15 protein-coding genes are annotated in these 22,064 nt (G+C 51.5%); 10 read left to right on the top strand and 5 right to left on the bottom strand.

The features are described 5' to 3' along the window. Positions 1–174: 174 nt before the first annotated feature. The 4 genes from pstB to D6M16_RS06425 form a co-directional block, all read right to left on the bottom strand. Entirely contained in the window at positions 175–924 is a 750-nt protein-coding gene (gene pstB / locus D6M16_RS06440) for a phosphate ABC transporter ATP-binding protein PstB (protein ID WP_120511094.1), read from the bottom strand. A gap of 17 nt (positions 925–941) precedes the next feature. After that, a complete protein-coding gene (pstA, locus tag D6M16_RS06435) occupies positions 942–1,826 on the bottom strand; it encodes a phosphate ABC transporter permease PstA (protein ID WP_120511093.1) in 885 nt (294 codons plus the stop codon). Positions 1,827–1,831: 5 nt separating this feature from the next. Continuing rightward, the gene (gene pstC / locus D6M16_RS06430) at positions 1,832–2,743 is read right to left on the bottom strand and encodes a phosphate ABC transporter permease subunit PstC (RefSeq protein WP_120511092.1); all 912 of its coding nucleotides are present in this window, start codon (positions 2,741–2,743) and stop codon (positions 1,832–1,834) included. A 92-nt stretch (positions 2,744–2,835) separates the two neighbouring features. Continuing rightward, positions 2,836–3,654, bottom strand: a complete 819-nt coding sequence (locus D6M16_RS06425; protein WP_120511091.1) for a phosphate ABC transporter substrate-binding protein — start codon at positions 3,652–3,654, stop codon at positions 2,836–2,838. Between the two features lie 543 nt (positions 3,655–4,197). On the opposite strand from D6M16_RS06425, the gene D6M16_RS06415 reads away from it, so the two are divergent. Together D6M16_RS06415 and D6M16_RS06410 are read left to right on the top strand one after the other, a co-directional pair. Next, complete coding sequence (locus D6M16_RS06415; protein ID WP_120511089.1) at positions 4,198–4,980, top strand: THxN family PEP-CTERM protein; 783 nt, start codon at positions 4,198–4,200, stop codon at positions 4,978–4,980. A 257-nt stretch (positions 4,981–5,237) separates the two neighbouring features. Beyond that, complete coding sequence (locus tag D6M16_RS06410; RefSeq protein ID WP_120511088.1) at positions 5,238–6,902, top strand: methyl-accepting chemotaxis protein; 1,665 nt, start codon at positions 5,238–5,240, stop codon at positions 6,900–6,902. Between the two features lie 228 nt (positions 6,903–7,130). Here D6M16_RS06410 and D6M16_RS06405 read toward each other — a convergent pair whose 3' ends face one another. Further along, a complete protein-coding gene (locus D6M16_RS06405; protein WP_120511087.1) occupies positions 7,131–9,947 on the bottom strand; it encodes an FAD-binding and (Fe-S)-binding domain-containing protein in 2,817 nt (938 codons plus the stop codon). A 282-nt stretch (positions 9,948–10,229) separates the two neighbouring features. Here D6M16_RS06405 and D6M16_RS06400 point away from each other — a divergent pair, with 282 nt between their 5' ends. From D6M16_RS06400 to copI, 8 genes are all read left to right on the top strand, one after another. Then, a complete protein-coding gene (locus tag D6M16_RS06400; protein WP_120511086.1) occupies positions 10,230–10,619 on the top strand; it encodes a DUF805 domain-containing protein in 390 nt (129 codons plus the stop codon). A 138-nt stretch (positions 10,620–10,757) separates the two neighbouring features. Beyond that, entirely contained in the window at positions 10,758–11,138 is a 381-nt protein-coding gene (locus D6M16_RS06395; RefSeq protein ID WP_120511085.1) for a hypothetical protein, read from the top strand. 61 nt (positions 11,139–11,199) lie between these two features. Beyond that, entirely contained in the window at positions 11,200–13,299 is a 2,100-nt protein-coding gene (locus D6M16_RS06390; protein WP_120511084.1) for a protein-disulfide reductase DsbD family protein, read from the top strand. 4 nt (positions 13,300–13,303) lie between these two features. Next, positions 13,304–13,822, top strand: coding sequence for a protein disulfide oxidoreductase (locus D6M16_RS06385; protein ID WP_046219793.1), 519 nt, complete (start codon positions 13,304–13,306; stop codon positions 13,820–13,822). Between the two features lie 936 nt (positions 13,823–14,758). Beyond that, a complete protein-coding gene (locus tag D6M16_RS06375; protein ID WP_120511891.1) occupies positions 14,759–16,144 on the top strand; it encodes a TolC family protein in 1,386 nt (461 codons plus the stop codon). Positions 16,145–16,163: 19 nt separating this feature from the next. After that, a complete protein-coding gene (locus D6M16_RS06370) occupies positions 16,164–17,873 on the top strand; it encodes an efflux RND transporter periplasmic adaptor subunit (protein WP_120511082.1) in 1,710 nt (569 codons plus the stop codon). Then, positions 17,870–20,998, top strand: a complete 3,129-nt coding sequence (locus tag D6M16_RS06365) for an efflux RND transporter permease subunit (protein WP_120511081.1) — start codon at positions 17,870–17,872, stop codon at positions 20,996–20,998. Before D6M16_RS06370 ends, D6M16_RS06365 begins: the two co-directional genes overlap by 4 nt. 86 nt (positions 20,999–21,084) lie before the next feature. Beyond that, on the top strand, positions 21,085–21,633 hold the full coding sequence (copI, locus tag D6M16_RS06360) for a copper-resistant cuproprotein CopI (protein ID WP_120511080.1): 549 nt from the start codon (positions 21,085–21,087) through the stop codon (positions 21,631–21,633). The last annotated feature ends 431 nt before the right edge of the window (positions 21,634–22,064 follow it).

The raw sequence follows: 22,064 nt of genomic DNA, 5'->3' as shown, positions 1-22,064 counted from the left end.
GTAAGGCCGGCTGTTGTGTTAAATGTCAGGAATGGGTAAAAAAAGAGCAAAAAAAAGCCCCCAATGTCGGGGGCAAGTACTTACCATCGCTTTTATTATCTGTCGTTTAGGCTATCTGCTGTTTCGGAGACAGGCTGTATTTCACGGCCTCTTTATGCCGTGCGGAATCCTGGTTTAGCCGAAGTCGCCGTTCACATAGCCACGGGTACGGTCATCACGTGGATTGTTGAACAGCGCATAGGTATCGTCATGTTCGACCAGCTCACCCATCAGGAAGAAGGCGGTACGATCTGAAATTCGGCGTGCCTGCTGCATAGAGTGGGTAACGATGACTATGGTGAAGTCCTTTTTCAGTGACTCCATCAGATCTTCAATTTTTTTCGTCGCGATCGGATCCAGTGCAGAAGTCGGCTCATCCATCAAAATGACCTCAGGCTCCATAGCAATGGTGCGGGCGATACACAGACGTTGCTGCTGACCGCCAGACAGACCAAAGGCGTGTGATTTCAGGCGGTCCTTCACCTCATCCCACAGCGCCGCGCCGCGCAGTGATTGCTCCACCACTTCATCCAGACGTTTTTTGTCTGTCACTCCCTGAGCACGCAGGCCGTAAGCTACGTTCTCGTAAATGCTCATCGGGAAAGGGTTGGGCTTCTGGAACACCATGCCAACCTTGATACGCAGTCTGGAAACGTCTATGTTGCCGTACACGTCTTCACCGTCCATCGACAGTTTGCCTTTGATTTTGACGCCTTCAATCAGGTCATTCATGCGGTTCAGGCAACGCAAAAGTGTGGATTTACCGCAACCAGACGGGCCGATTAATGCAGTAACCTGACGATTCGGAATCGGCAGATTGATCTTTTTCAGTGCCTGGTTGTCGCCGTAAAACAGATCCAGATTTTCAATATTAAATTTGTTCATAATGTGTTTCCCCGAAATCAGTAAGTCGCAGTGTTAAAGCGTTTAGCAAGCAGTTTGGTGCACAGGTTGATGATCAGAACAACCACAATCAGAATGGTGGCAGTGGCGTAAGCCTGATGCCATTCATGAATGGTGTAGAGTTCCTGAGTCAGCTTGTACAGGTGCACGGTGAGCGTCCGGCCGGAGTCCATCAGACTTTCCGGAAGACGGGCCACCATGCCTGCTGTCATGAACACAGGTGCCGATTCACCGATGACACGACCTACACTGAGGATGATAGAAGTGACTATGCCTGGCATTGCACTTGGCAATATCAGACGCCATATGGTGTAAATTTTCGATGCGCCCAGCCCGTATGAACCTTCGCGGTAAGTTTGCGGTACCGCCATCAAGGCTTCTTCTGTGGTACGGATGATCACAGGCAGAATCAGAATGCTCAGTGTCAGAGCACCAGACAGGATCGAGAACCCAAAGCCAAGCACAACCACAAAGAAAGTCATGCCGAACAGGCCGTAAATAATCGACGGAATCCCCGCCAGCGACTCAGTACAGAAGCGGATCACTTTTACCAGACGGCTGCCGACTTTGGCGTATTCTGTCAGGTATATCGCGGTCATGATCCCCATAGGTGCCGCGACCAGAATCGACGCCAGCACCATGTACAGCGTGGCAACGATCATCGGCCAGATACCCGACTCTTCGCCCAGGGTTGTGTAGTTGCTGGAAATGAATGTCCAGTCGACATAGGCAAGGCCGTTGCTCAGAATGTACCAGACAACCCACAGCAGGAAACCTACCGTTACCGTGGCGGATGTCCAGATCACACAGAGGTATATTTTGTCTTTGAGTTGTTGTCTGGCAGGGTTACTCGCCTGCAGATGTGTACTATTTGATGAAGTCATTTGGATTACCTCGCGCGCTCACGGTTCAGGTAAAGCAGGGCAGCATTCAGCATCATGATGAACACCAGAAGCACAATACCTGTGGCATACAGGGCGCTGGCGTGAATACCGGTGGCGTACGACATTTCAATCGCAATATTGGCGGTCAGAGTACGTGCTGAATCCAGCAGGCCTTCAGGCATCGCCGGGGAGTTACCCATGACCATGATAATGGCCATGGTTTCACCTAAGGCGCGAGCAATACCCAGAATGACGCCTGTCATAATGCCGGAACGCGCGGCCGGAACCAGCAGTTTGAAGATGGTGAAAATGTGCGAAGCCCCCAATGCCAGCGAGCCTTCTTTATAGCTGCGCGGTACGGCGCGGATGGAGGTTTCCGACACAGTGATCACTGTAGGTAGAATCATGACAGCCAGTACAATAATACCTGCCAGCACAGTGTTTCCTGCCGGTACATTAAACACGTTCTGGATCAGAGGAACGATAATCACCAGGCCGAAGAAACCGTAAACCACAGAGGGGATACCCGCCAGCAGTTCAATCATGGGACGAATAACATCAGCCAGGCGTTTGGGAGCCACTTCAGCGATGAAGATAGCGGTCATCACACCAACCGGTACACCCAGAATCACAGCACCTGCGGTTGAAACCACAGAAGCAACAATCATAGGGAAGATGCCGAACAGTGCAGGCGGCAGCCATTCATCACCCAGGACGATACCGGCAACCCCCGCTTCTTCGAAGGCGGCAAAGCCTTCGCGGAAAATGAAATAGCCGATAGTGATTAGCGACAAGATACCGATAACAGCACTCGCCAGGAAAAGGTATTTAAAAAAGAGTTCACGCCAGTCAATTTTGTTTGCAGCAGCGAGCTGAGATTTCTTCTGTGCGCTTTCAATATTATTAGCGATGGTCATTTTGCATTACTCCAGACACTGAACCAAAAACTTCAGGTACTGAGAAATCGAAATATCCGGCCCGAAAACCAGGCCGGAAAAGGCATTGCAAATTAGTGAGTAGAAATCAAACCTTGCTCAGAGACGATTTTTTGTGCGTCAGCCGTTTTCATCCAGTTCAGGAAATCCAGAGCGGCTTTGGAAGGGCGACCGTCTTTGTACACCACCAGGAATGGACGCTGTACGCTGTAATCACCGGCTTTGATTGCTTCAACCGATGGCGTGTGTCCTTCAATAGACAGTGCTTTGACAGAGTCGTCTACAGAACTCAGCGAAATGTAACCGATAGAGAACGGGTTGCTGGCAACCATAGTTTTCAGCTGACCGTTACCGCTGGCCACCTGGGCACGCTGAGAAATCGCTGAAACGGTTTTACCGTTAACTTTACGCTTCAGAGACATGATGTCTTCGAAGGCACCACGTGTGCCAGAAGCGGTATCACGGGTCGCCACAACGATAGGCTTGTCTTCACCGCCTACTTGTTTCCAGTTAGTGATTTCGCCTTTGTAGATTTGAGCGACCTGCTCTTTGCTCAGATCTGTAACAGGGTTGGAATTGTGAATAACAACGGCGATACCGTCACGGGCAATCACAACTTCCTGAATGTCAGACGCTTTCTCAGACGATTTCAGATCACGTGAGCTCATGCCCAAATCAGAAGAACCGTCGTGCGCTGCACGGATACCGGCAGAAGAACCAGGACCCTGAACTTCAACTACTACATCGTGGGATTTTGCGTAAGTCTCGCCGAATACTTCCATCAGTGGCGTTACAGAAGAAGAGCCAACAACAGAAATTGTTTCAGCCGCCATAGCCGGGTTAAACATCATTGAGCCAGCCAGTGTGATAGCACCGATAACCTTTGCTTTCATTTTTCCATATCCTTTCGAATTTGGCGGAATTGCCAATCAGTTGTTTAACGAACGAGGCACAGGTTAGGAGAGTTTTATGACAGGTTTGTTGCAGTTTATTGAACACTCTATGAAGATAAGACTAAGTGGCTGATATACATGGACAATCGTGGCGGATATGCAATCTTAGATTACTGAAAGGCCATTAATCATACTCGTCAGGAATAAATAATGCCTGACTGTATGATGAATTCTGGAAGCCATTTCTCACTGGATCCGCGGTACAGCCATAGCGGATCGCAGGGCCGAGATCCTGATGTCGGCTTTTTTTACACAGACAGACGTAGAGGGTTCTGGGCAAGCTGGTCTGAAAAAATCGCAGTCTTACCCGAAAAACACAAATACAGCTTAGTTAGCGTTATGGCGTTGATTTATTGATTTAATTTCCTGAAATGTCCGGGCTTTCCTGACGGCGTTGTCTGTTGATCAGGCCGTGATGGCACAGAACTTGATGCATTTTTCCCGAACACAATAACGACAATAAAGTTGGGTTGGGGGTGTGTAATGAAACCTGTGACAAAAATAACGATGTTCAGCCTGGTGATGCTGGCAAGTGCTCATGCCAATGCTGCATTAGTCACTGTTGAGTTTGGCGCATTTACCGGTTCCTGGGTTAACGCCGTGGCGGATTCCGGTAGTGGCCAGCCAGTGACGATCGGCAATGCAACGGATAACCCTATGCTGCGCTGGGGGCTGCCATCACCGTCTTCGGGTCCGCAGAGCGGCTATGATTTTGCCTCTGCCGCCAGCTTCGAAACCACTTTTGATACTGATAACGGCACCAGCGATGATTTTCAGTTGGGGACTTTTACCCATTTAAATAATGTCATTCTGAGCACGGGAGCCAGCCTGCAGAGTGTCGATTTGCAACTGAGTACGACAGTGTCTATTGACGGCGGAATGCCGGTGGATGTGCAGTTTGTGTTTAACTTTACTCACAACGAGACCAGCAATAGCGCGGCGCCCTGCGCGAACGGGGAAGCGAATGGCGTTGGGGTGAACGTGAACGGTTGTGCGGATATTATTACGGTCTCCACTTCACAGTTCACAGATGTCACTACGGTTAACGGCATTAAGTATACGCTGAATATTCAGGGTTTTATGGTCAACGGTCTGTTTGCTGATCGGTTTGAAACCATTGAGCAAAGCACCAATCAGGCCTTCATCCAGGCCAATATTTCTGCAATGACCGAGGTGCCGGTACCTGAACCTGCGAGTGTTGCCATTCTGGGCTCAATGCTGGCTGGTATCGGTATGATTCGCAGGAGAAAACGCCAGAGCAAATGATGCGAGTCGCACAGCAAGCCGCATTCATGCGGCTTTTATGTTTCGGTTGCATAAGTTTTTTTATTTGAAGCATGAAATTTATTAAGCGCGAATGTGGTTGACTTACAAGTCAGAATTAAATTTATTTGTATTATTTATGCAAAAATTTGAGATCGAGTGGCATTCTGTCATTCCCTTGTGGCATTTATTTGCCTTTATTTTTCTTTTTGTGAATAGTGAGGACAAAATTACATCAAAACGTTGTTTGGGGCGCGTCAATGCAGCTTAGTCATTTCTCAATCCGCAATAAAATTTTGGTTTTAGGTGGTGCAGTCTCACTGATGTTCGTGATTGCAATGTTATTCATTAAATCAGCCAATGACCGCATTGGTAATAATTTCAGTGAGTTTTACCAGCATAACTACAAAGTATCGCAATTGATCAGCCAGATTCGCCAGGCGCAAGCCGATATTATCGGTAACGTGCGCGGGTTGCAGGTAGTGTATCTGCTGGGTTTGTATGAACAAGTTCCCGAATTTAATGCGATTGTCGATAAAAACAGTGCGATCACTCCAGAACTGGTCAAAGAGCTGAAGCAAGACTACAACGGAGATCCTCAGCTACTGGCTGACTTTGAGCAGAAGCTGTCTGTGTATCAGGCTAATACCCATCAGTTTGTGTCGGATATGGAATCGGCACCGAACCATCAGGCGCCTTACCCTGTGTTCAGAGCCTTCGTTGACAGTTATGAAGCCCTGAATCTGCAGTTCGATAAAATCCAGCAGACCAGTGCGGAGATGGCGATTCAGGCCAATGAAGATACTCTGCAGTCGATTAAAACCGCCAATACTGTCTTTTATGTCTCCATTATCCTGGCGGTGCTGATTGCCTTTGTTTTGAGCCACTGGATTGCGCGAGGTCTGGTTGGCGGTATCAGCCGGGTTAAGGCGACGGCAGAAGCATTGGCCAGCGGTCATCTGGATGTGTTGTCCAATGTGAAAGGGACAGACGAAGTTGCCCAGCTGAGCAGCGCCATTGACAGCACAGTAAACCGTCTGAACAGTACAGTTGCAGGCATAGTGCGTTCCAGCACCCTGGTGACAGAAAACAGCCGTATTTTACAGGACGCTAATAACAATATTCAGGTCGCGGCAGGTGAGGTAGCAGAGCATACCATTCAGGCTGTGACGGCGATTGAAGAGCTTTCAACCACCAGTAAGAGTATCGCTGTCAATACCTCAGATTCAGCCAGAGCATCGGATCAGATGATGGAATTGGCAGAAAGGGGCATCGAATCTTCCGGGCATACCCAGTCTGTGGTTCAGCGGTTGGTTGCCACTCTGCAAGATACGTCGGGTGTCGTTAACGAGCTGCATGGCGAATCCCGTAAAATTGAAAGTATTCTGGAAGTGATACGCGGTATTGCCGAACAAACGAATCTGCTGGCCCTGAACGCGGCGATTGAAGCGGCACGTGCCGGTGAGCAGGGACGTGGTTTTGCTGTGGTGGCCGATGAAGTGCGCGGGCTGGCACAGCGCTCACAAACTTCCGTCAATGAAATTGAGCAGATGCTGGCTCAGCTGCAACAAGCCTGCAGCAGCGCCGTTGACATGATGGCAGACAGTACCACAGAGGCCGATCAGGCCGAAGCGAGAATGTCTGAAACCAACCAGTTACTGGCAGACATCATGAGTATGATCAATCAGGTCAATGAGCAGACTCAGCAGATTGCGACAGCAGCAGAAGAGCAGAGCGCGGTTGCTGCTGATATCAGCCAGAATATTCATACGGTTCAGGCGCTGTCGGATAAGACCTCATCCATTGCCTCTGAAACGGTGCAATGCAGTGATGACATGCACCGAGTCAGCCAGGAAGTGGTTGAGCAGGTCAGCTTTTTTCAGGTAACTAAAGGCAGTGAAGAATACAGCATCAAGGCCAGCTAAAAATATGCGAAATTAACGCAAGAAATTGAAAGTTAACAAAAATAAGAAACCCGCCAATAAGATTACTGGCGGGTTTTTTCGTGCTTTGTAAGACCTAAAGGCCTTTTTATAGTAGTGTCGGCGGCTTGCTTTTTCTGTCTTAATGCTGAGATCTGAGCGCGAGATAACAATATTACAGGCCAGTGCAGTCACTGGCCTGTGGCTTATTGCGTATTCACGCATTGTGCACTAACGGGCGACTTCATCCACCAGATACAGTATCGACTGATAGGGCACGCCACTGTGGTGCGAGAGGCCGATTTCGCAGGTACGGCTGTTGCTGAAACCACGCCGGCAGTCTGGCGGAACCTGAGCTTTCAATGGTTCCAGCGAGGCGGCATTAAGTTCAGGCAGACTGAACCCTTTATCGCCCGCCCAGCCACAGCACTGAATGTGCTCCGGCACTATCACAGTGCTGACGCAAGCTTTGGCGAGCTCCAGCATGTCATTTTCAAGTCCCATCTTGCGGCTGCTGCACGTGATATGCAGCATTACAGTTTCATGCAGACGTTTCAGCTCCAGGTGTGGCAGCAAATAATGCAGCACCAGACCAACAGGCTCGACAATATTCATCAGTCGGCTGAAATTTTCCACACTGCGTTTGGCGCAGGGGCTGGCATCGATCAGAATCGGGTATTTGCCCTGCTCGCTGGCTTGCCAGAGTGCATCTTCCAGTTGCTGGCTTTTTTGCGTCGCAGGCTCTGTCATCCCTTTGCTGTCGTAAGGCATACCGCAGCAGAGATCATTGATGTCTTCTGGCAAAATGACATCGAATCCGGCCTTGGTGATAAGTGACAATGTCACTTCTGTGAGTGATCGTTGATCAGGATTATCTGACTGCTGCCCCATAGTACGACTGGCGCAGGAGGGCAGGTACACCACTTTTTTCTCGCCGTGTGCCGGCCTGTTACCGCTTTCAGTCAACGCATGACGATTGATTGTCGGCAACTCTGGCAGCCACTGCGGTGTGTTGTTGTGACTCCAGCGTCTGGCCGTGTCGCTGATCGCTGTCATTCTGTGTTTGCCAAGCAAAGACTGCGCAGACTGCGCCACACCCAGACCGGTTTTCACTAAGCGGGTTGTGGTGGCGAAGTGATCCGCCGTCCAGCGCGCAATGGGCGTATAGCGCTGATATTTGTCGGTACGCAGTTTTTTGATGAGATCGCCTGTGTTGATCCCCACCGGGCAGCGTTCTGCACACAGCCCAGTAGCCGCACAGGTATCGATTCCCTGATACTGAAAGACAGATTCCAGTGACTGTGCGCCGGCTGTGTTACCGCTGCGGCGACGATGCTGCAATTCGCGGTATAACACAATGCGCTGGCGCGGGGATAAAGACAGGGTCCGCGACGGACAAACAGGCTCACAAAACCCGCATTCTATACAGCGATCCACCAGATCATCCGCTGCGGGCATGGGTTTTAGATGGCGTATGTGGGCGTGCGGGTCGTCATTAATGATCACACCCGGATTCAGCAGCCCTTGCGGATCGAACAGCCGCTTGATGCGCTGCATCAGCTGGTAGCCTTCTGTACCCCATTCCAGCTCGACGTAAGGTGCCATATTGCGGCCGGTGCCATGTTCGGCTTTCAGCGAACCTTGGTACTTGATGGCCACCAACTCGGCGACGGCATCCATAAAAGCGCCGTAGCGGTCGATCTCACTCTGTACATCAAACCCCTGGGTGAACACAAAGTGCAGGTTGCCTTCCAGCGCATGACCGAAAATGATGGCTTCGTGATACCGGAACTGCGCAAACAGGGCCTGTAAATCACGAACACCTTGAGCCAGATCCGCAACAGGAAAAGCCACATCTTCAATGATGACTGTCGTCCCGGTTTCCCGTACCGCGCCCACCGCGGGGAACATGCCTTTGCGGATGGCCCATAGCGTATTGACAGTGGCAGGCTCAGAGGTGAACGGCACAGATTCAATGACGGTAAAGGTAGACAAACTGCCCATGATGGCATCGCACTGGCTGAGCAGCTCGTCGCGCTCACCTGCGCGGGTTTCAACCAGTAAGGCAGCCGCTTCCAGATCCAGGTGAGCGATAAACTCGGGCATGCCCGCCTTATCGGCAACAGAGCGCATGGCGCGGCCATCCATCATTTCAACGGCGGAGACAGGCGTGGTGGCCAGTATGGACGTGGCTTCGCTCGCGTGTTCGATATTGCTGAAAACCAGCAAGGCAGAGGCTTTGTGAGGGTGCTCGATAACCGTCCGGTAGGTAATGTCGGCGATAAAGCCCAGCGTGCCTTCCGAACCGATCATCAGGTGTTCAAGAATATCAATAGGGTCATTGAAATCCGTCAGCGCGTTCAGCGCGTAACCTGTGGTGTTTTTCAGCCGGTATTTATGCAGGATTTTTTCTTTCAGTGCCGGGTTGGTGTCGACGTCTTTCTTCAGTTTAGACAAATTGCTGAGTAATGATGCATGGCTGTGGCGGAAGGCGGCTTTACTGGCTTCATCGCGGGTGTTCAGCACTGTGCCATCGGTCAGGATAACTGTCATGCCATCGACCGTGCGATAGGAGTTCTGCGCGGTACCGCAGCACATACCGCTGGCATTGTTGGCTGCGATCCCGCCAATTTTACAGGTGTTGATCGAAGCGGGATCCGGTCCGATTTTGCGCCCGTAAGGCGCCAGGTAACGGTTAGCATCAGCACCGATAACACCGGGTTGGAGGGTGATTTTCAGCCCGTTGTCTTCAATGTGGTGGTCTCGCCATTGATCGCTCAAAGTGATCAGTACGGAATCCGAGACTGCCTGTCCCGACAGACTGGTGCCTGCAGCACGGTAGGTGTAGGGAATGTCCAGCTCACTGCAGGCGCGAATCACTGCAATGACCTGATTCTGATTGTGCAGGCGAAGTACCACTCTGGGGATCAGTCGGTAGAAGCTGGCATCGGTGCCATAGGCAAGGCGTTTGGCTTCGTCTGTGATGATCTGCCCGGCATCAAGCAGGGTGCCGAGTTGCTGGATCAGCTGCTGGTAGTTGTCCGTCATAGTTGCTCTTGCTCGCAGGCGAAAAGTGAAAAAGTCTGATGCTTTTATTTATGAATCATGAAGATACTTTGAGTGTAGCGCGTAACAGCAAACAGACTTTGCGCTTGATCTCAGCTTTCGGTGCTTAGCGGCATTTCTGTTTACAGGGTGTGAACCCTATCGCTTTCCTTATTACCCAAACAGAAAAACTATAAATTTGTGATCTGACTCTATACTTGAGTGTAACTGACCCTGGTCACCCGCAGAATTTTACCTGACAGCCTCCAACCTAAGGGATTGAGCATGAACTGGTATTTGTACGCTCTCAGAAAGTACGCGGTGTTCTCAGGTCGCGCGCAGCGACAGGAGTACTGGTATTTCTTTTTGATTAACCTGGTCATTACGCTGGCGCTGGGCATAGTAGACAATCTGCTCAATACGCCGGGCACAGGGGAGGGGACTGGCTTACTGGGCGGTGTGTATTCGCTGGCGGTACTGATTCCTTCTGTTGCGGTAGGGGTTCGGCGCCTGCATGATATTGGCAAATCAGGCTGGTGGATGTTACTGAGCCTGATCCCGGTCTTAGGCTTTGTTGTTTTGCTCTTTTTCTTCGCCAGAGAAGGACAGCCCGGCACCAATGAATACGGCCGTAACCCGAAAGAAGAGTCCGGCATGGGACATATGGCGATGTAATAAGTAGCCAGACATGCCTGGTAACACTCTGCGGGTTACCCTGGCGTTATTTCGTGGTATTTTCCTGTGGATGATGCTGAAACCTAAGTCAGCTGCATCAGAGTATTACGGGTCAGGGTACGGGACAGACAAGCCATCATGCCGCATTTTTTCCGACGACAATTTTTAGCACACTGGGCGTTACTCTTAACCGTCTGGGTGGTGTTCGTGTGTCTGTCGAAGAACACAGCGGTGCTGGCGCTCTGTCCGTATCAGCCTGTTGAAGCCGTGCAAATCTTCTCTGCCAGCGATATGGCTGAGCCGGAAGCACAGGCGTCTTCCTCTGACTGTGATTTATCAGAACAACTGCTGCAGCTGAAATATCAGCAACTCGATACGTTCTTCTTGATCCCCATTTTGCTGCTTACTCTGATGCTTGCGGGTCTGCTCGGTGCAGGCTGTCCTTCACCGCCCCTGTGCCGCGATCCTAAAGTGCCTAAAAGGCGCATTCACCTGACGCTGTGTATTTTCCGGGAATGACACACATACCGCTTGGCATGATGCCCAAAAAAGTCTGTGTGTTTATTACTTAGGAAAAACAATGCAAAAAAATCAAAGTTTGATCATTAAATGGCTGGCAAGCAGCTGGCTATGGCTGTGCCTGCTGTTTATGTCTGTGGGCCAGGCATCGCCTGTCAGCACGGGCTGGCTGAGCGATCCTAATCATCCGCCGGTCGAAACACGCTTTGTGTTAACCGGACAGACAGATTCGGTCAGTGGGACAGTCGCCGGTTATCTGGAAGTGCGGCTGCAACCGGGCTGGAAAACGTACTGGCGCTCTCCCGGCGAAGGGGGCGTGGCTCCCAGTATTCACTGGCAGGACTCGGCGAATATTGTCGATCTGGACTGGCAGTGGCCTGTGCCGAAAAGATATGACGTACTCGGTGTGGAAACCATAGGTTATGCCGAGGATGTCATTTTTCCGATGACCATCAAGGTGGAGGATTTTTCCCAGCCGGCGATTCTGCTGGCCACTCTCAGTCTGTCTTCGTGCTCGACTGTCTGTGTGATCACCGATTACCCGATTGATTTATCCTTTATTCCTTCAGCGCTGACACCTTCAGAGACTGACATGCGCCGCTATGCGCAAGCGTTAAGCACTGTGCCGCAATCCTCTTCGCTGGCCGGGATCAAGTCAGCGATCTGGGATGCCGACCAAAGCAAACTGCAGTTAGTCCTGAGCAACGCGCAGGGGTGGGTCAACCCCGATCTGTTTATTGATGGTGATGCCGAAGCGGTCAAAGACAGCCATTTCTCGCGTCCGGAAATCAGTATAGAGGGGGAAATCCTGACTGCGCAGATAGCAGTGTCGAGCTGGTTCGGTCAGCCGGATCTTGCACAACAAGCGCTCAATGTAACCGTGACAGATAATGCGGTGTTGTCTGAACACAGTGTACAGGTGCAAAGCGGAATTATTACCGCTCAGGCAGGTCACAGCCTGCTGGTGATGTTCGGTCTGGCGCTGCTGGGCGGACTGATCCTCAATATCATGCCGTGTGTACTGCCGGTGCTCGGCATGAAGCTCTCTACCGTGCTGACGGCGGAAAAGCAGGAAAAGCAACAGATTCGACTCCAGTTTCTGGCATCGGCCGGCGGGATCATCAGTGCATTTTGGCTGATTGCACTGGCTCTGGTGGCGCTGAAGCTGTCCGGGCAGGCTATCGGTTGGGGAATACAGTTCCAGAGCGGAACTTTCCTTGCCCTAATGGTACTGGTGACCTTCATTTTTGGTGCCAATATGCTGGGACTGTTTACCATCAGTCTGCCATCGGGTATCAGTACCTGGCTCGGCACCAAAGGCGGTAAAGGTTATGTTGGGCATTATGCGCAAGGCATGTTTGCCACCTTTCTTGCCACGCCGTGTTCCGCGCCGTTTCTCGGCACGGCGGTCGCTTTTGCTCTGGCAGGCAGTGTCGGCAATCTGGCCGTGATCTTTACCGGCCTGGGGCTGGGAATGGCACTGCCCTGGATGGCTATCGCTCTGTTCCCATTTATGGTGCGATGGTTACCTAAGCCAGGTGTCTGGATGGGCAAAATGAAAGTTCTGTTCGGAATCATGATGCTGGCGACAACATTATGGCTGCTGACGTTGCTGGCACCACACTGGCCTGTCTGGTCACTCTGGCTGGCAGGTATTTTGGGTATGAGCCTGATTGTGTGGCGTTCGGTTAAGGTGTTTGGCGGCAAGCCAGTGGGCGTACTGGGCAGCGTGTTTTTGTTGATCAGTGCTGTTGTCCTGCTTACTGCCAGTCTGACCGCGGATAAGTGGGCGACACCTTTGCCGCCAGAGCCAAGCTGGCAGCCGCTGCTGGCTGCTGACATCAGTAAGCAGGTTGCGCAGGGCAAAACCGTGTTTGTGGATGTGACCGCAGACTGGTGTATCACCTGTAAAGCCAACAAGGTTCGCGTATTGCTGCAACAACCGGTTTACGACGCGATTCAGCAACCCGGTCTGGTGCGTATGCAGGGAGACTGGACAATACCTAACGATGCCGTGACTGCTTACTTGCAGGCGAATGGCCGGTTCGGCGTGCCATTTAATATTGTTTATGGCCCGGGTGCGCCTCAGGGTATTGCGTTACCTGTAATTTACACCAGCGAAGATGTGATGCTTGCTATTCAGCAGGCTCAGGGAGGATAAGCCAGTGTCTGAACAGAACGAAAAGCGCACGGGAAAATGGCAAAAGTGGCTGAGAGAAATCCTCTTTTTTACAGTGCTGCTGACGGTGGTTTCCGTAGGGGTCGATCTCTGGCGAAGCCAGTCTGTACCGGATGATGCGCCTTTTACCCTGAAAGCGCTGGATATACAAGGTGAGGCGGTTGATATTGCGGCGCTCAGTAAAGAGCAGCCTGTGGTCGTGTATTTCTGGGCGACCTGGTGTGGCGTGTGCCGCTTTGTGACGCCGAGTGTTAACTGGCTGAGTCAGTATTATCCAACGGTCGGTATTTCTTTGTCGTCAGGTTCTGAACAAAAGCTACAGCAGTATTTTGCTAACAAAGGGCTGGATTTTCAGAATGTAAATGATGAAAAAAATGTGCTGGGCCGTGAATGGGGTGTGGCTTTTACGCCAACCGTGTTTATCGTTCGTGATGGTAAGGTAACTTTTATCACCAGTGGTATCACTACACCGCCGGGCTTGCTGGCAAGGCTCTGGTTGAGTTGAGGCTTTGGTTAAACTGAGTTCATGGATTTTAAAGCCTGTCTGCCGCTTCGGTCGACAGGCTTTATGCTTTCGAGAGCTCCTGTCCACGGCTGAGATCTCTCGCAAATATCGCTGCCAGGCCAATGATCTGCAGAAATAGCGCGAGGTTTCTTAAACCGTATATCTGTGTCGTCAGGTGAAGCGCTTATCAGGCTTATAGAGATGGATAAAAAAGCGGATTGATATGCGCTTTGAGCTATTCCTTTTTGGCATAAAGTTAGTAACTATGCTTTCTTTAATATGATCAGGCTGGCGAGGCATGTGTTGCAAGGGTAAGAATGTGCAGAAATATAGCTTAATGTGAGTGTGGTGTGATTGATCTTTTTTGCCACAGGTATCATTTTTTTATTAGAGGGGTCCATCTGTATTGACCTTACCCTAAGGGAAAGCTTTAGGGTGTAGCCGTTCAAACATTAATAGGCTGGTTATGCGTCGGAAATCACTTCGGACAATTTGGTTAACCTTATTTACCTCACTGGTACTGATTGTATCGAGTGTGGCCAATAGCACGCCTTTAATGACGTTCAGTATGCTTAGTGACAGCATGATATCGGCTGAACCACACTGTGCCGGTATGTCTCAAACGGTTCACAACGAACACTCAGAACACAACATGCAGATTCAACCCGGCTGTGATCATGATATGACCATGACTCACACCTGCTGCACCGCAACCTGCGGTACGGCTTTTGTGCTGCCCATCCAGCATCAGCCTGTTCCTCTTATGAGCCAGTTCGCTTTGAGACCATCAGAGAACGCTGTTTCAGTGGTTTACACTTCTCAGTCCCTTTATCGTCCTCCCATCGCCTGACTCCATTTTTCATAAGTTGCCTCGCCGTGAACACACGGTGAGTATCGTTTTTCTGCCGTTTTCCGGCAGCAAACAGAATGGATGGTATGGTGAAAAAACATATGCATGCTTTGGCGCTGAGTATCAGTGCCGCCTGGCTGTACCCGGCATGGCAGTTTCCGGCCTGGGCAGCAGAGACACTTGTCGTTTCCGCTCACAAGGACGCTCAGCCAGTATCGTTACAAACATTGATTGCGCTGGCTTTACGTAATGACGCCAGTCAGGCGCAACTCGCAGCGCAATCCAGTGCGCTACGTGAATCGGCGGTCGCCAGCGCCACTCAAATGGATCCTAAACTGAGAGTCGGTGTCGGCGGCTTGCCTGTAGATAGCTTTCAGTTTGATGACGATCCCATGACCAATATATCAGTAGGTCTGATGCAGCAGTTTGAGCGCGGAGACACGCTCGAGTTGCAGGCCAGAAAAGTGCGTCAGCAAGCCGAAGGTGTGGACTGGCAAATTCAGGTCCGGCAAAGAGAAGTCGCCAACAGCATTACTCAGCTGTGGTTTGAACTGGGCTATCAGCAATATGCCGAACGTGTGTTAAGGGAAAATCAGCGGCTGATGTCGGAAATGGCCGGTTATATACAGACCAACTACGCGATTGGCAAAAGTGAAGCCCAGGATTTGCTTCAGGCACGGCTTCAGGTGAGCCGCCTGGACGACAAACTTCAGGCCAACCGACAGAGCCAGCGTAAATTGATCTCTCAGATGTCCGAATGGCTGGGTGCCGACTGGTTGTCGGCGAATGCCTCACTGGCTGCCAGTTATCAATTTGACGGGACGGCACTGGACGCTCTGCTGAGGTCGCACAATGGTACGAGTCAGTTTTACGATCTGCTTACTCAACACCCTATGGTGGCAATGACTGAAGCGGCAATATCAGCCAGCCAGACTCAGGCTGAAATCGCTGGCGAAGCATACAAGCCTCAGTTTGCGGTGGAAGTCATGTATGCCTACCGGCAGGCAAAAAACATGCGAGGCGAACCAGCCTCAGATCTGGTCAGTGCTTATCTGACTGTAGATCTCCCGCTTTTTACTGACAACCGTCAGGACAGAAACCGCGCCGCTGCGCACTATCAGGTTGGCGCAGCTAAATCTCAGAAAGACCTGCTCCTTGCTCAGATGAACGCCAGAGTCAATGCCTTGCTGGCTGACAGACAAAGTCAGACAGAGCGGCTGGAACGTTATCAGAACAGTTTGCTGCCACAGGCAAAAGAAAGGACCGAAGCTGTTGAACGTGGCTATCAGAATAACACCGCGCAGTTCAGTGATGTGATTAATGCGGCCAGCGATGAACTGGCTCTGGAGCTGGAACTGGCACGTTTGACGGCCGATCTCAGCCTGACCGGCAGCACTCTTACGTTTCTGCTGGGCGGACAGGCATTAGAGTCCATTGCCCCGTCACTGCTCAAGCCAGCTACCAGCCACTGACAGACCAAGGAGAATAACAATGAAAACAATCACAATCACTGTACTGGCGCTGTTAGTCGGAAGTGCAATCGGCTATGTCGGCAGTCAATACCTCAGTGGTCATGATCTGTCAGCCAATAGCAGCGACTCATCAGCGAATATACCCAAAGCCCCGTTGTACTGGGTGGCACCTATGGATCCGAACTATCGGCGGGATCAGCCGGGGAAGTCGCCGATGGGCATGGATCTGATCCCGGTTTATGAAGAAGACGAAGGCGGTGCGAAGAGTAAACCGGGCACGGTACGCATTGATCCGGCGGTGGAAAACAACCTTGGTGTGAAAACGGCCGCGGTGTCTGTTCAGCCACTGACGCCCAGAATAGAAACCGTCGGATATGTCGCTTTCGATGAAAGACACTTGTGGCAAATCAATGTCCGTGTCAGTGGCTGGGTGGAGAACCTTTATATCAATGCGGTTGGTGAGCAGGTGAAGCAAGGGGATGTGCTGTTTACCCTGTATTCGCCGGAACTGGTCAAAGCGCAGGAAGAGCTATTGAATGCATACCGCACTAAGCGTGATGGTCTTATCAAAGGCGCCTATGAGCGTTTGGTGTCACTGGGGGTCGACAAGGCGCAAATTCAGGCCATTGCCAGAAGCGGAAAAGCCCTGCAGACAGTGAAAGTGAAGGCCCCGGCGAACGGGGTGATTGCTAGCCTGAATGTTCGTGAAGGGGCCTATCTCTCACCAGCGCAGTCGGTCATCAGTGCAGGCCCGCTGAATACTGTCTGGGTGGATGCCGAGGTGTTTGAACGCCAGGCGCATTGGATAACGACAGGCAGTAAAGCCACCATGACGCTGGAAGCCCTGCCGGGTAAAGAATGGCAGGGGCGTGTGGATTATGTGTACCCCATTCTTGACCCAGCCACCCGCACTTTGCGGATGCGGTTGAATTTCGATAATGCTGGGGGCGAACTCAAACCCAATATGTTTGCCAATATTGTGCTGGAGCCTGAGACAGACAAAGCGGTGATGGCGATTCCGGCATCCGCGGTCATTCGATCCGGCGGCATGACGCGCGTTGTGCTGTCAGAAGGTGAGGGGAAATACCGTTCTGCCCGTATAGCGGTGGGACGTCAGGCGGCAGAATACATTGAAGTTCTGCAAGGGTTAAGCCTGCAAGACCGTGTCGTGACTTCTGCCCATTTCTTATTGGATTCAGAATCCAGCCAGTCGGCCGATCTGGCACGGATCAATGGTGTTGAACCTGAACAAACCACAGTCTGGGCAACCGGTGAAATTACTGAGGTGATGGCTGATCACAAGATGTTGACGATCAACCATCAGCCCGTACCGGAATGGAACTGGCCGGGCATGGTGATGAATTTCACCCTGGCTGACAATCTGGAAATGGCGCCGCTGAAGACAGGACAGACACTGGAGTTCGAAATTGCCAAGTTAGAATCCGGCCAGTATCAGGTGGTGGATTTCAAGGTCAAGGATCAGCCCGTTGCCCAGGAAATCTGGGTCAGAGGCAATATTACCATGCTGATGGCAGAGTTCGGCATGATAACCCTGTCACATTCAGCTGTGCCCGAATGGCAATGGCAGCCGGGTGAAATGAACTTCACTGTGGATGACAGTATCGATCTGTCTGCGTTCACAGAAGGACAGACCGTCCGCTTTCTGATTGTCCGCAACGGCAGTGATTACACCCTGAAACAACTGGATGCGGCCGGGGGTGAGCAATGATAGGCGCCATTATACGCTGGTCACTGCACAACCGTTTTCTGGTGCTGATAGCAGCCCTGTTCCTGACGCTGGCGGGCCTGTACAGCGTCAAAAATACCCCGGTTGATGCACTGCCGGATTTATCCGATGTACAGGTGATCATCAAAACCAGCTACCCGGGACAGGCACCGCAGGTGGTCGAAGATCAGGTGACTTATCCGCTGACCACCGCCATGCTGGCGGTGCCGGGTGCCGACACGGTTCGCGGCTATTCCTTCTTTGGAGATTCGTACGTTTATATCATTTTCAACGATGATACCGACATGTACTGGGCACGTTCGCGGGTGCTGGAATACCTCAGCCAGGTTGCGCCTAAGTTGCCGGCAAATGCAAAACCGACTCTGGGCCCGGACGCGACCGGTGTGGGCTGGGTGTACAGCTATGTGCTGCAGGATAAAACCGGCCAGCACGATCTTGCTGAGCTGCGCAGTCTGCAGGACTGGTTTCTGAAGTATGAACTGCAAACCGTCAACGGCGTGTCAGAAGTGGCCACAGTCGGCGGTATGGTGAAGCAGTATCAGGTACAGATTGATCCAGCCAAGTTGCGCGCTTACGGTTTGACGCTCCAGCAGGTCAATAACGCTATTCAGCGGGGCAATCAGGAAGTCGGTGCGTCAGTTATCGAAGTGGCTGAAGCTGAGCACATGGTCAGAACAAGTGGTTACCTGACCGGCGTTGACGATCTCAAAGCGTTGCCATTGAAAACCACAGCCAAGGGTACTCCCTTGCTGTTGGGAGATATCGCTGATATCAACATTGGCCCGCAGATGCGACGCGGCATTTCAGAGCTGAACGGCGAAGGTGAAGCGGTTGGTGGCGTGATTGTGATGCGCTATGGCGAGAACGCCAGTCAGGTGATAGATGCCGTTAAAGACAAGCTGACCGAGTTGCAGCGCAGCTTGCCGGATGGTGTTGAGATCGTCGCCACCTATGACCGTTCCACTCTGATTAACGCCGCTGTTGAGAATCTGTGGCAGAAACTGGCGGAAGAATTCATCGTAGTGGCTGTTGTCTGTGCCATCTTCCTGTTTCATATCCGCTCATCACTGGTGATTGCCATCAGTTTGCCCGTCGGCATTTTAGCAGCCTTTGTTGTGATGCACTGGCAGGGGATCAACGCCAATATCATGTCGCTCGGCGGCATTGCGATTGCCATCGGGGCGATGGTCGATGGGGCGATTGTCATGATTGAGAATGTGCACAAACACATTGAGCGGACACCGCTGACAGATGAGAACCGCTGGCAGGTGATCGGCAAAGCGGCGGAAGAGGTCGGTGCGCCTTTGTTTTTCTCGTTGCTGATTATTACCCTGAGCTTTGTGCCTGTGTTCGCGCTGGAAGGACAGGAAGGCAAGATGTTCTCGCCGCTGGCCTACACCAAAACGTATGCGATGGCCGCCGCCGCCGGACTGGCGATCACTCTGGTTCCGGTGCTGATGGGGTACTTTATTCGCGGTAAGGTGTTGCCTGAGCACAAAAACCCGGCCAACCGTGGGCTGGTGGCTTTGTATCGGCCATTACTGAATCTCAGCCTGAGTTATCCTAAAACCGTGATTGTAGTGGCGCTGGCACTGCTGGCATCAGCCTACTATCCGGCCTCCAGAATGGGCAGTGAGTTCATTCCGCCCCTGGACGAGGGAGATCTGATGTACATGCCAACTACCTATCCGGGTATTTCAATTGGCAAGGCGCGTGAGTTACTGCAGCAAACCAACAAGCTGATTAAAACCGTACCGGAAGTGGAAACCGTGTGGGGCAAGATTGGCCGGGCAGAAACCGCGACCGACCCGGCCCCGCTGACCATGATAGAAACTGTGATTCAGCTCAAACCGCGCGATCAGTGGCGTGAGGGCGTGACAACGGAATCGCTCCGCAAAACCTTCGACGATCTGGTGCAGTTTCCCGGCCTGACCAATGCCTGGGTGATGCCGATAAAAACCCGCATCGATATGCTCGCGACCGGGATAAAAACGCCGATCGGGATCAAGATTGCCGGCCCGGATCTGAAAGTGATTGAGAAGATAGGCGCGCAGATTGAGCCCATCCTCAACGCGATTCCGGGAACGGCTTCTGTCTATGCCGAGCGGGTTGCCGGCGGGCGCTATGTCACTATTGATATTCAACGTCGCCAGGCTGCGCGTTACGGATTGAATATTCAGGATGTTCAGCAGGTGATTGCTTCTGCAATAGGCGGCATGGATGTCGGTGAAACCATTGAGGGGCTGGAGCGCTATCCGATCAATGTCCGCTACCCGCAGGACTACCGGGATTCCGTGGTGAAACTGCAGAATCTGCCATTGGTCACGCCCAATGGTGCCCGAATCGCTCTCGCTGATGTGGCCGATATCCGTTATGAAGACGGCCCGCCGATGATTAAGACAGAAAATGCGCGTCCCAACGGCTGGGTGTTTGTGGATATTGAAGATCGCGATCTGGGGTCTTATGTTGCCGAAGCCAGAGCGCTTGTTGCGCGCGAACTGTCGCTGCCAGCAGGTTATTCACTGACCTGGTCCGGGCAGTATGAATACATGGAGCGGGCTAAGGCAAAACTCAGTGTGGTCACGCCTGTCACGCTGATGATCATTATGCTGCTGCTGTATTTCAGCTTCCGTCGGGTAGGGGAAGTGCTGGTCATTATGGCCACGCTGCCGCTGGCGATGGTAGGCGGCGTCTGGCTGATGTATCTGCTGCAATACAATTTCTCTATTGCAGTAGGCGTCGGGTTTATAGCATTGGCAGGCGTGGCAGTAGAGATTGGCGTCATCATGCTGGTGTACCTCAATCAGGCATGGCACTGGCGTAAATTACAGGCAGAAGAGCAGCAAAATCACTTGCAGGCACAGGATCTGACCGACGCCATCCGGGAAGGGGCCGGGCTGCGTGTCCGCCCTGTGATGATGACAGTTATCACCGTCATCATCGGCTTAATTCCCATCATGTATGGCTCGGGTACCGGATCGGAAGTCATGCAGCGTATTGCTGCACCTATGATTGGCGGAATGGCGTCAGCCTTGATCCTTACTTTGCTTGTGCTGCCCGCCATTTTCAAACTATGGAAGCAGCGCGAAGTGGTATCAATCAGTTAACTGTCTTTGGGCTCTCCTGCCTGGCGGGAGAAAGGTAAAAACGTAAACACATCAGAATAATTTTGCAAAACAGAAAGGAAATACAGATGAAAAAAACAGTACTTGCATTGATCATGACACTGGCCTCGACGACTGTCCTTGCCGACGAAATGGGCCACGGTTCAATGGACCACGGTTCGATGGATCATTCAAAAATGGACCACAGTAAAATGGATCATTCGGGGATGAGCATGGATGGTATGAACATGGCAGGCATGTCTGACGTCGGCATGCCCGCTAAAGGCGCGAAACCCGACAAAGTGGTCCACGTTATTTTGTCAGACGACATGAAGATCCGCTTCAAAAAAGACGTACAGATCGAAGCGAACGACGTGGTGCAGTTTGTGGTGATGAACACTGGCAAAATTGACCACGAGTTCTCCATCGGCTCAATTGAAGAGCAACTGAAACACAGGGAAATGATGCGCAAAATGACAACCGGCCATGATCACGACAGCGGTTCAACCGTGACGGTGAAACCGGGTAAAGCCAAAACCCTGCTCTGGCACTTCCACGGTGAACCCGATGTTGAGCTCGCCTGCAATATTCCCGGCCATGCTGAAGCTGGCATGGTGAAGAGCATCATGGTGCAGTAATCCAACCCTATCAACAGCTTGAACGCTACCCACTTAAGGAGGCACTGCCTCCTTTTTTATTGCCGCAGAACCTGCCCCAATGCACAGATATGCAATCAAAATCTCATCAAAGCGTGAAACAGCAGCCATATCTGAATATCATGTCAAAGCGTCAAATTTCCATCATGCCATTTACTTCAATGTGAAGGGCGGTAGCGTGTCTGGTGAAGAACAGATCTGAGACGATAGAATATCGCTTTATTATTTCGAATCACTTGTCACTGATTTACGATGCAACGAACATGAATGATGAAATCATATGTGAATCAGTTACATAGAAATTGATACAAAATCGAGATATACGACATCATGTCGTATATCTTAGTGATGAGGCTATATGATAAAGTTCGATTTTTTGTTTTATACCAAATGGTTGCGTGTTAATTTAAGTG

This window comes from Photobacterium salinisoli (assembly GCF_003614885.1).
GTDB classification, from domain to species: Bacteria; Pseudomonadota; Gammaproteobacteria; order Enterobacterales; family Vibrionaceae; genus Photobacterium; species Photobacterium salinisoli.
This window is presented reverse-complemented; position numbering and strand designations above follow the sequence as displayed.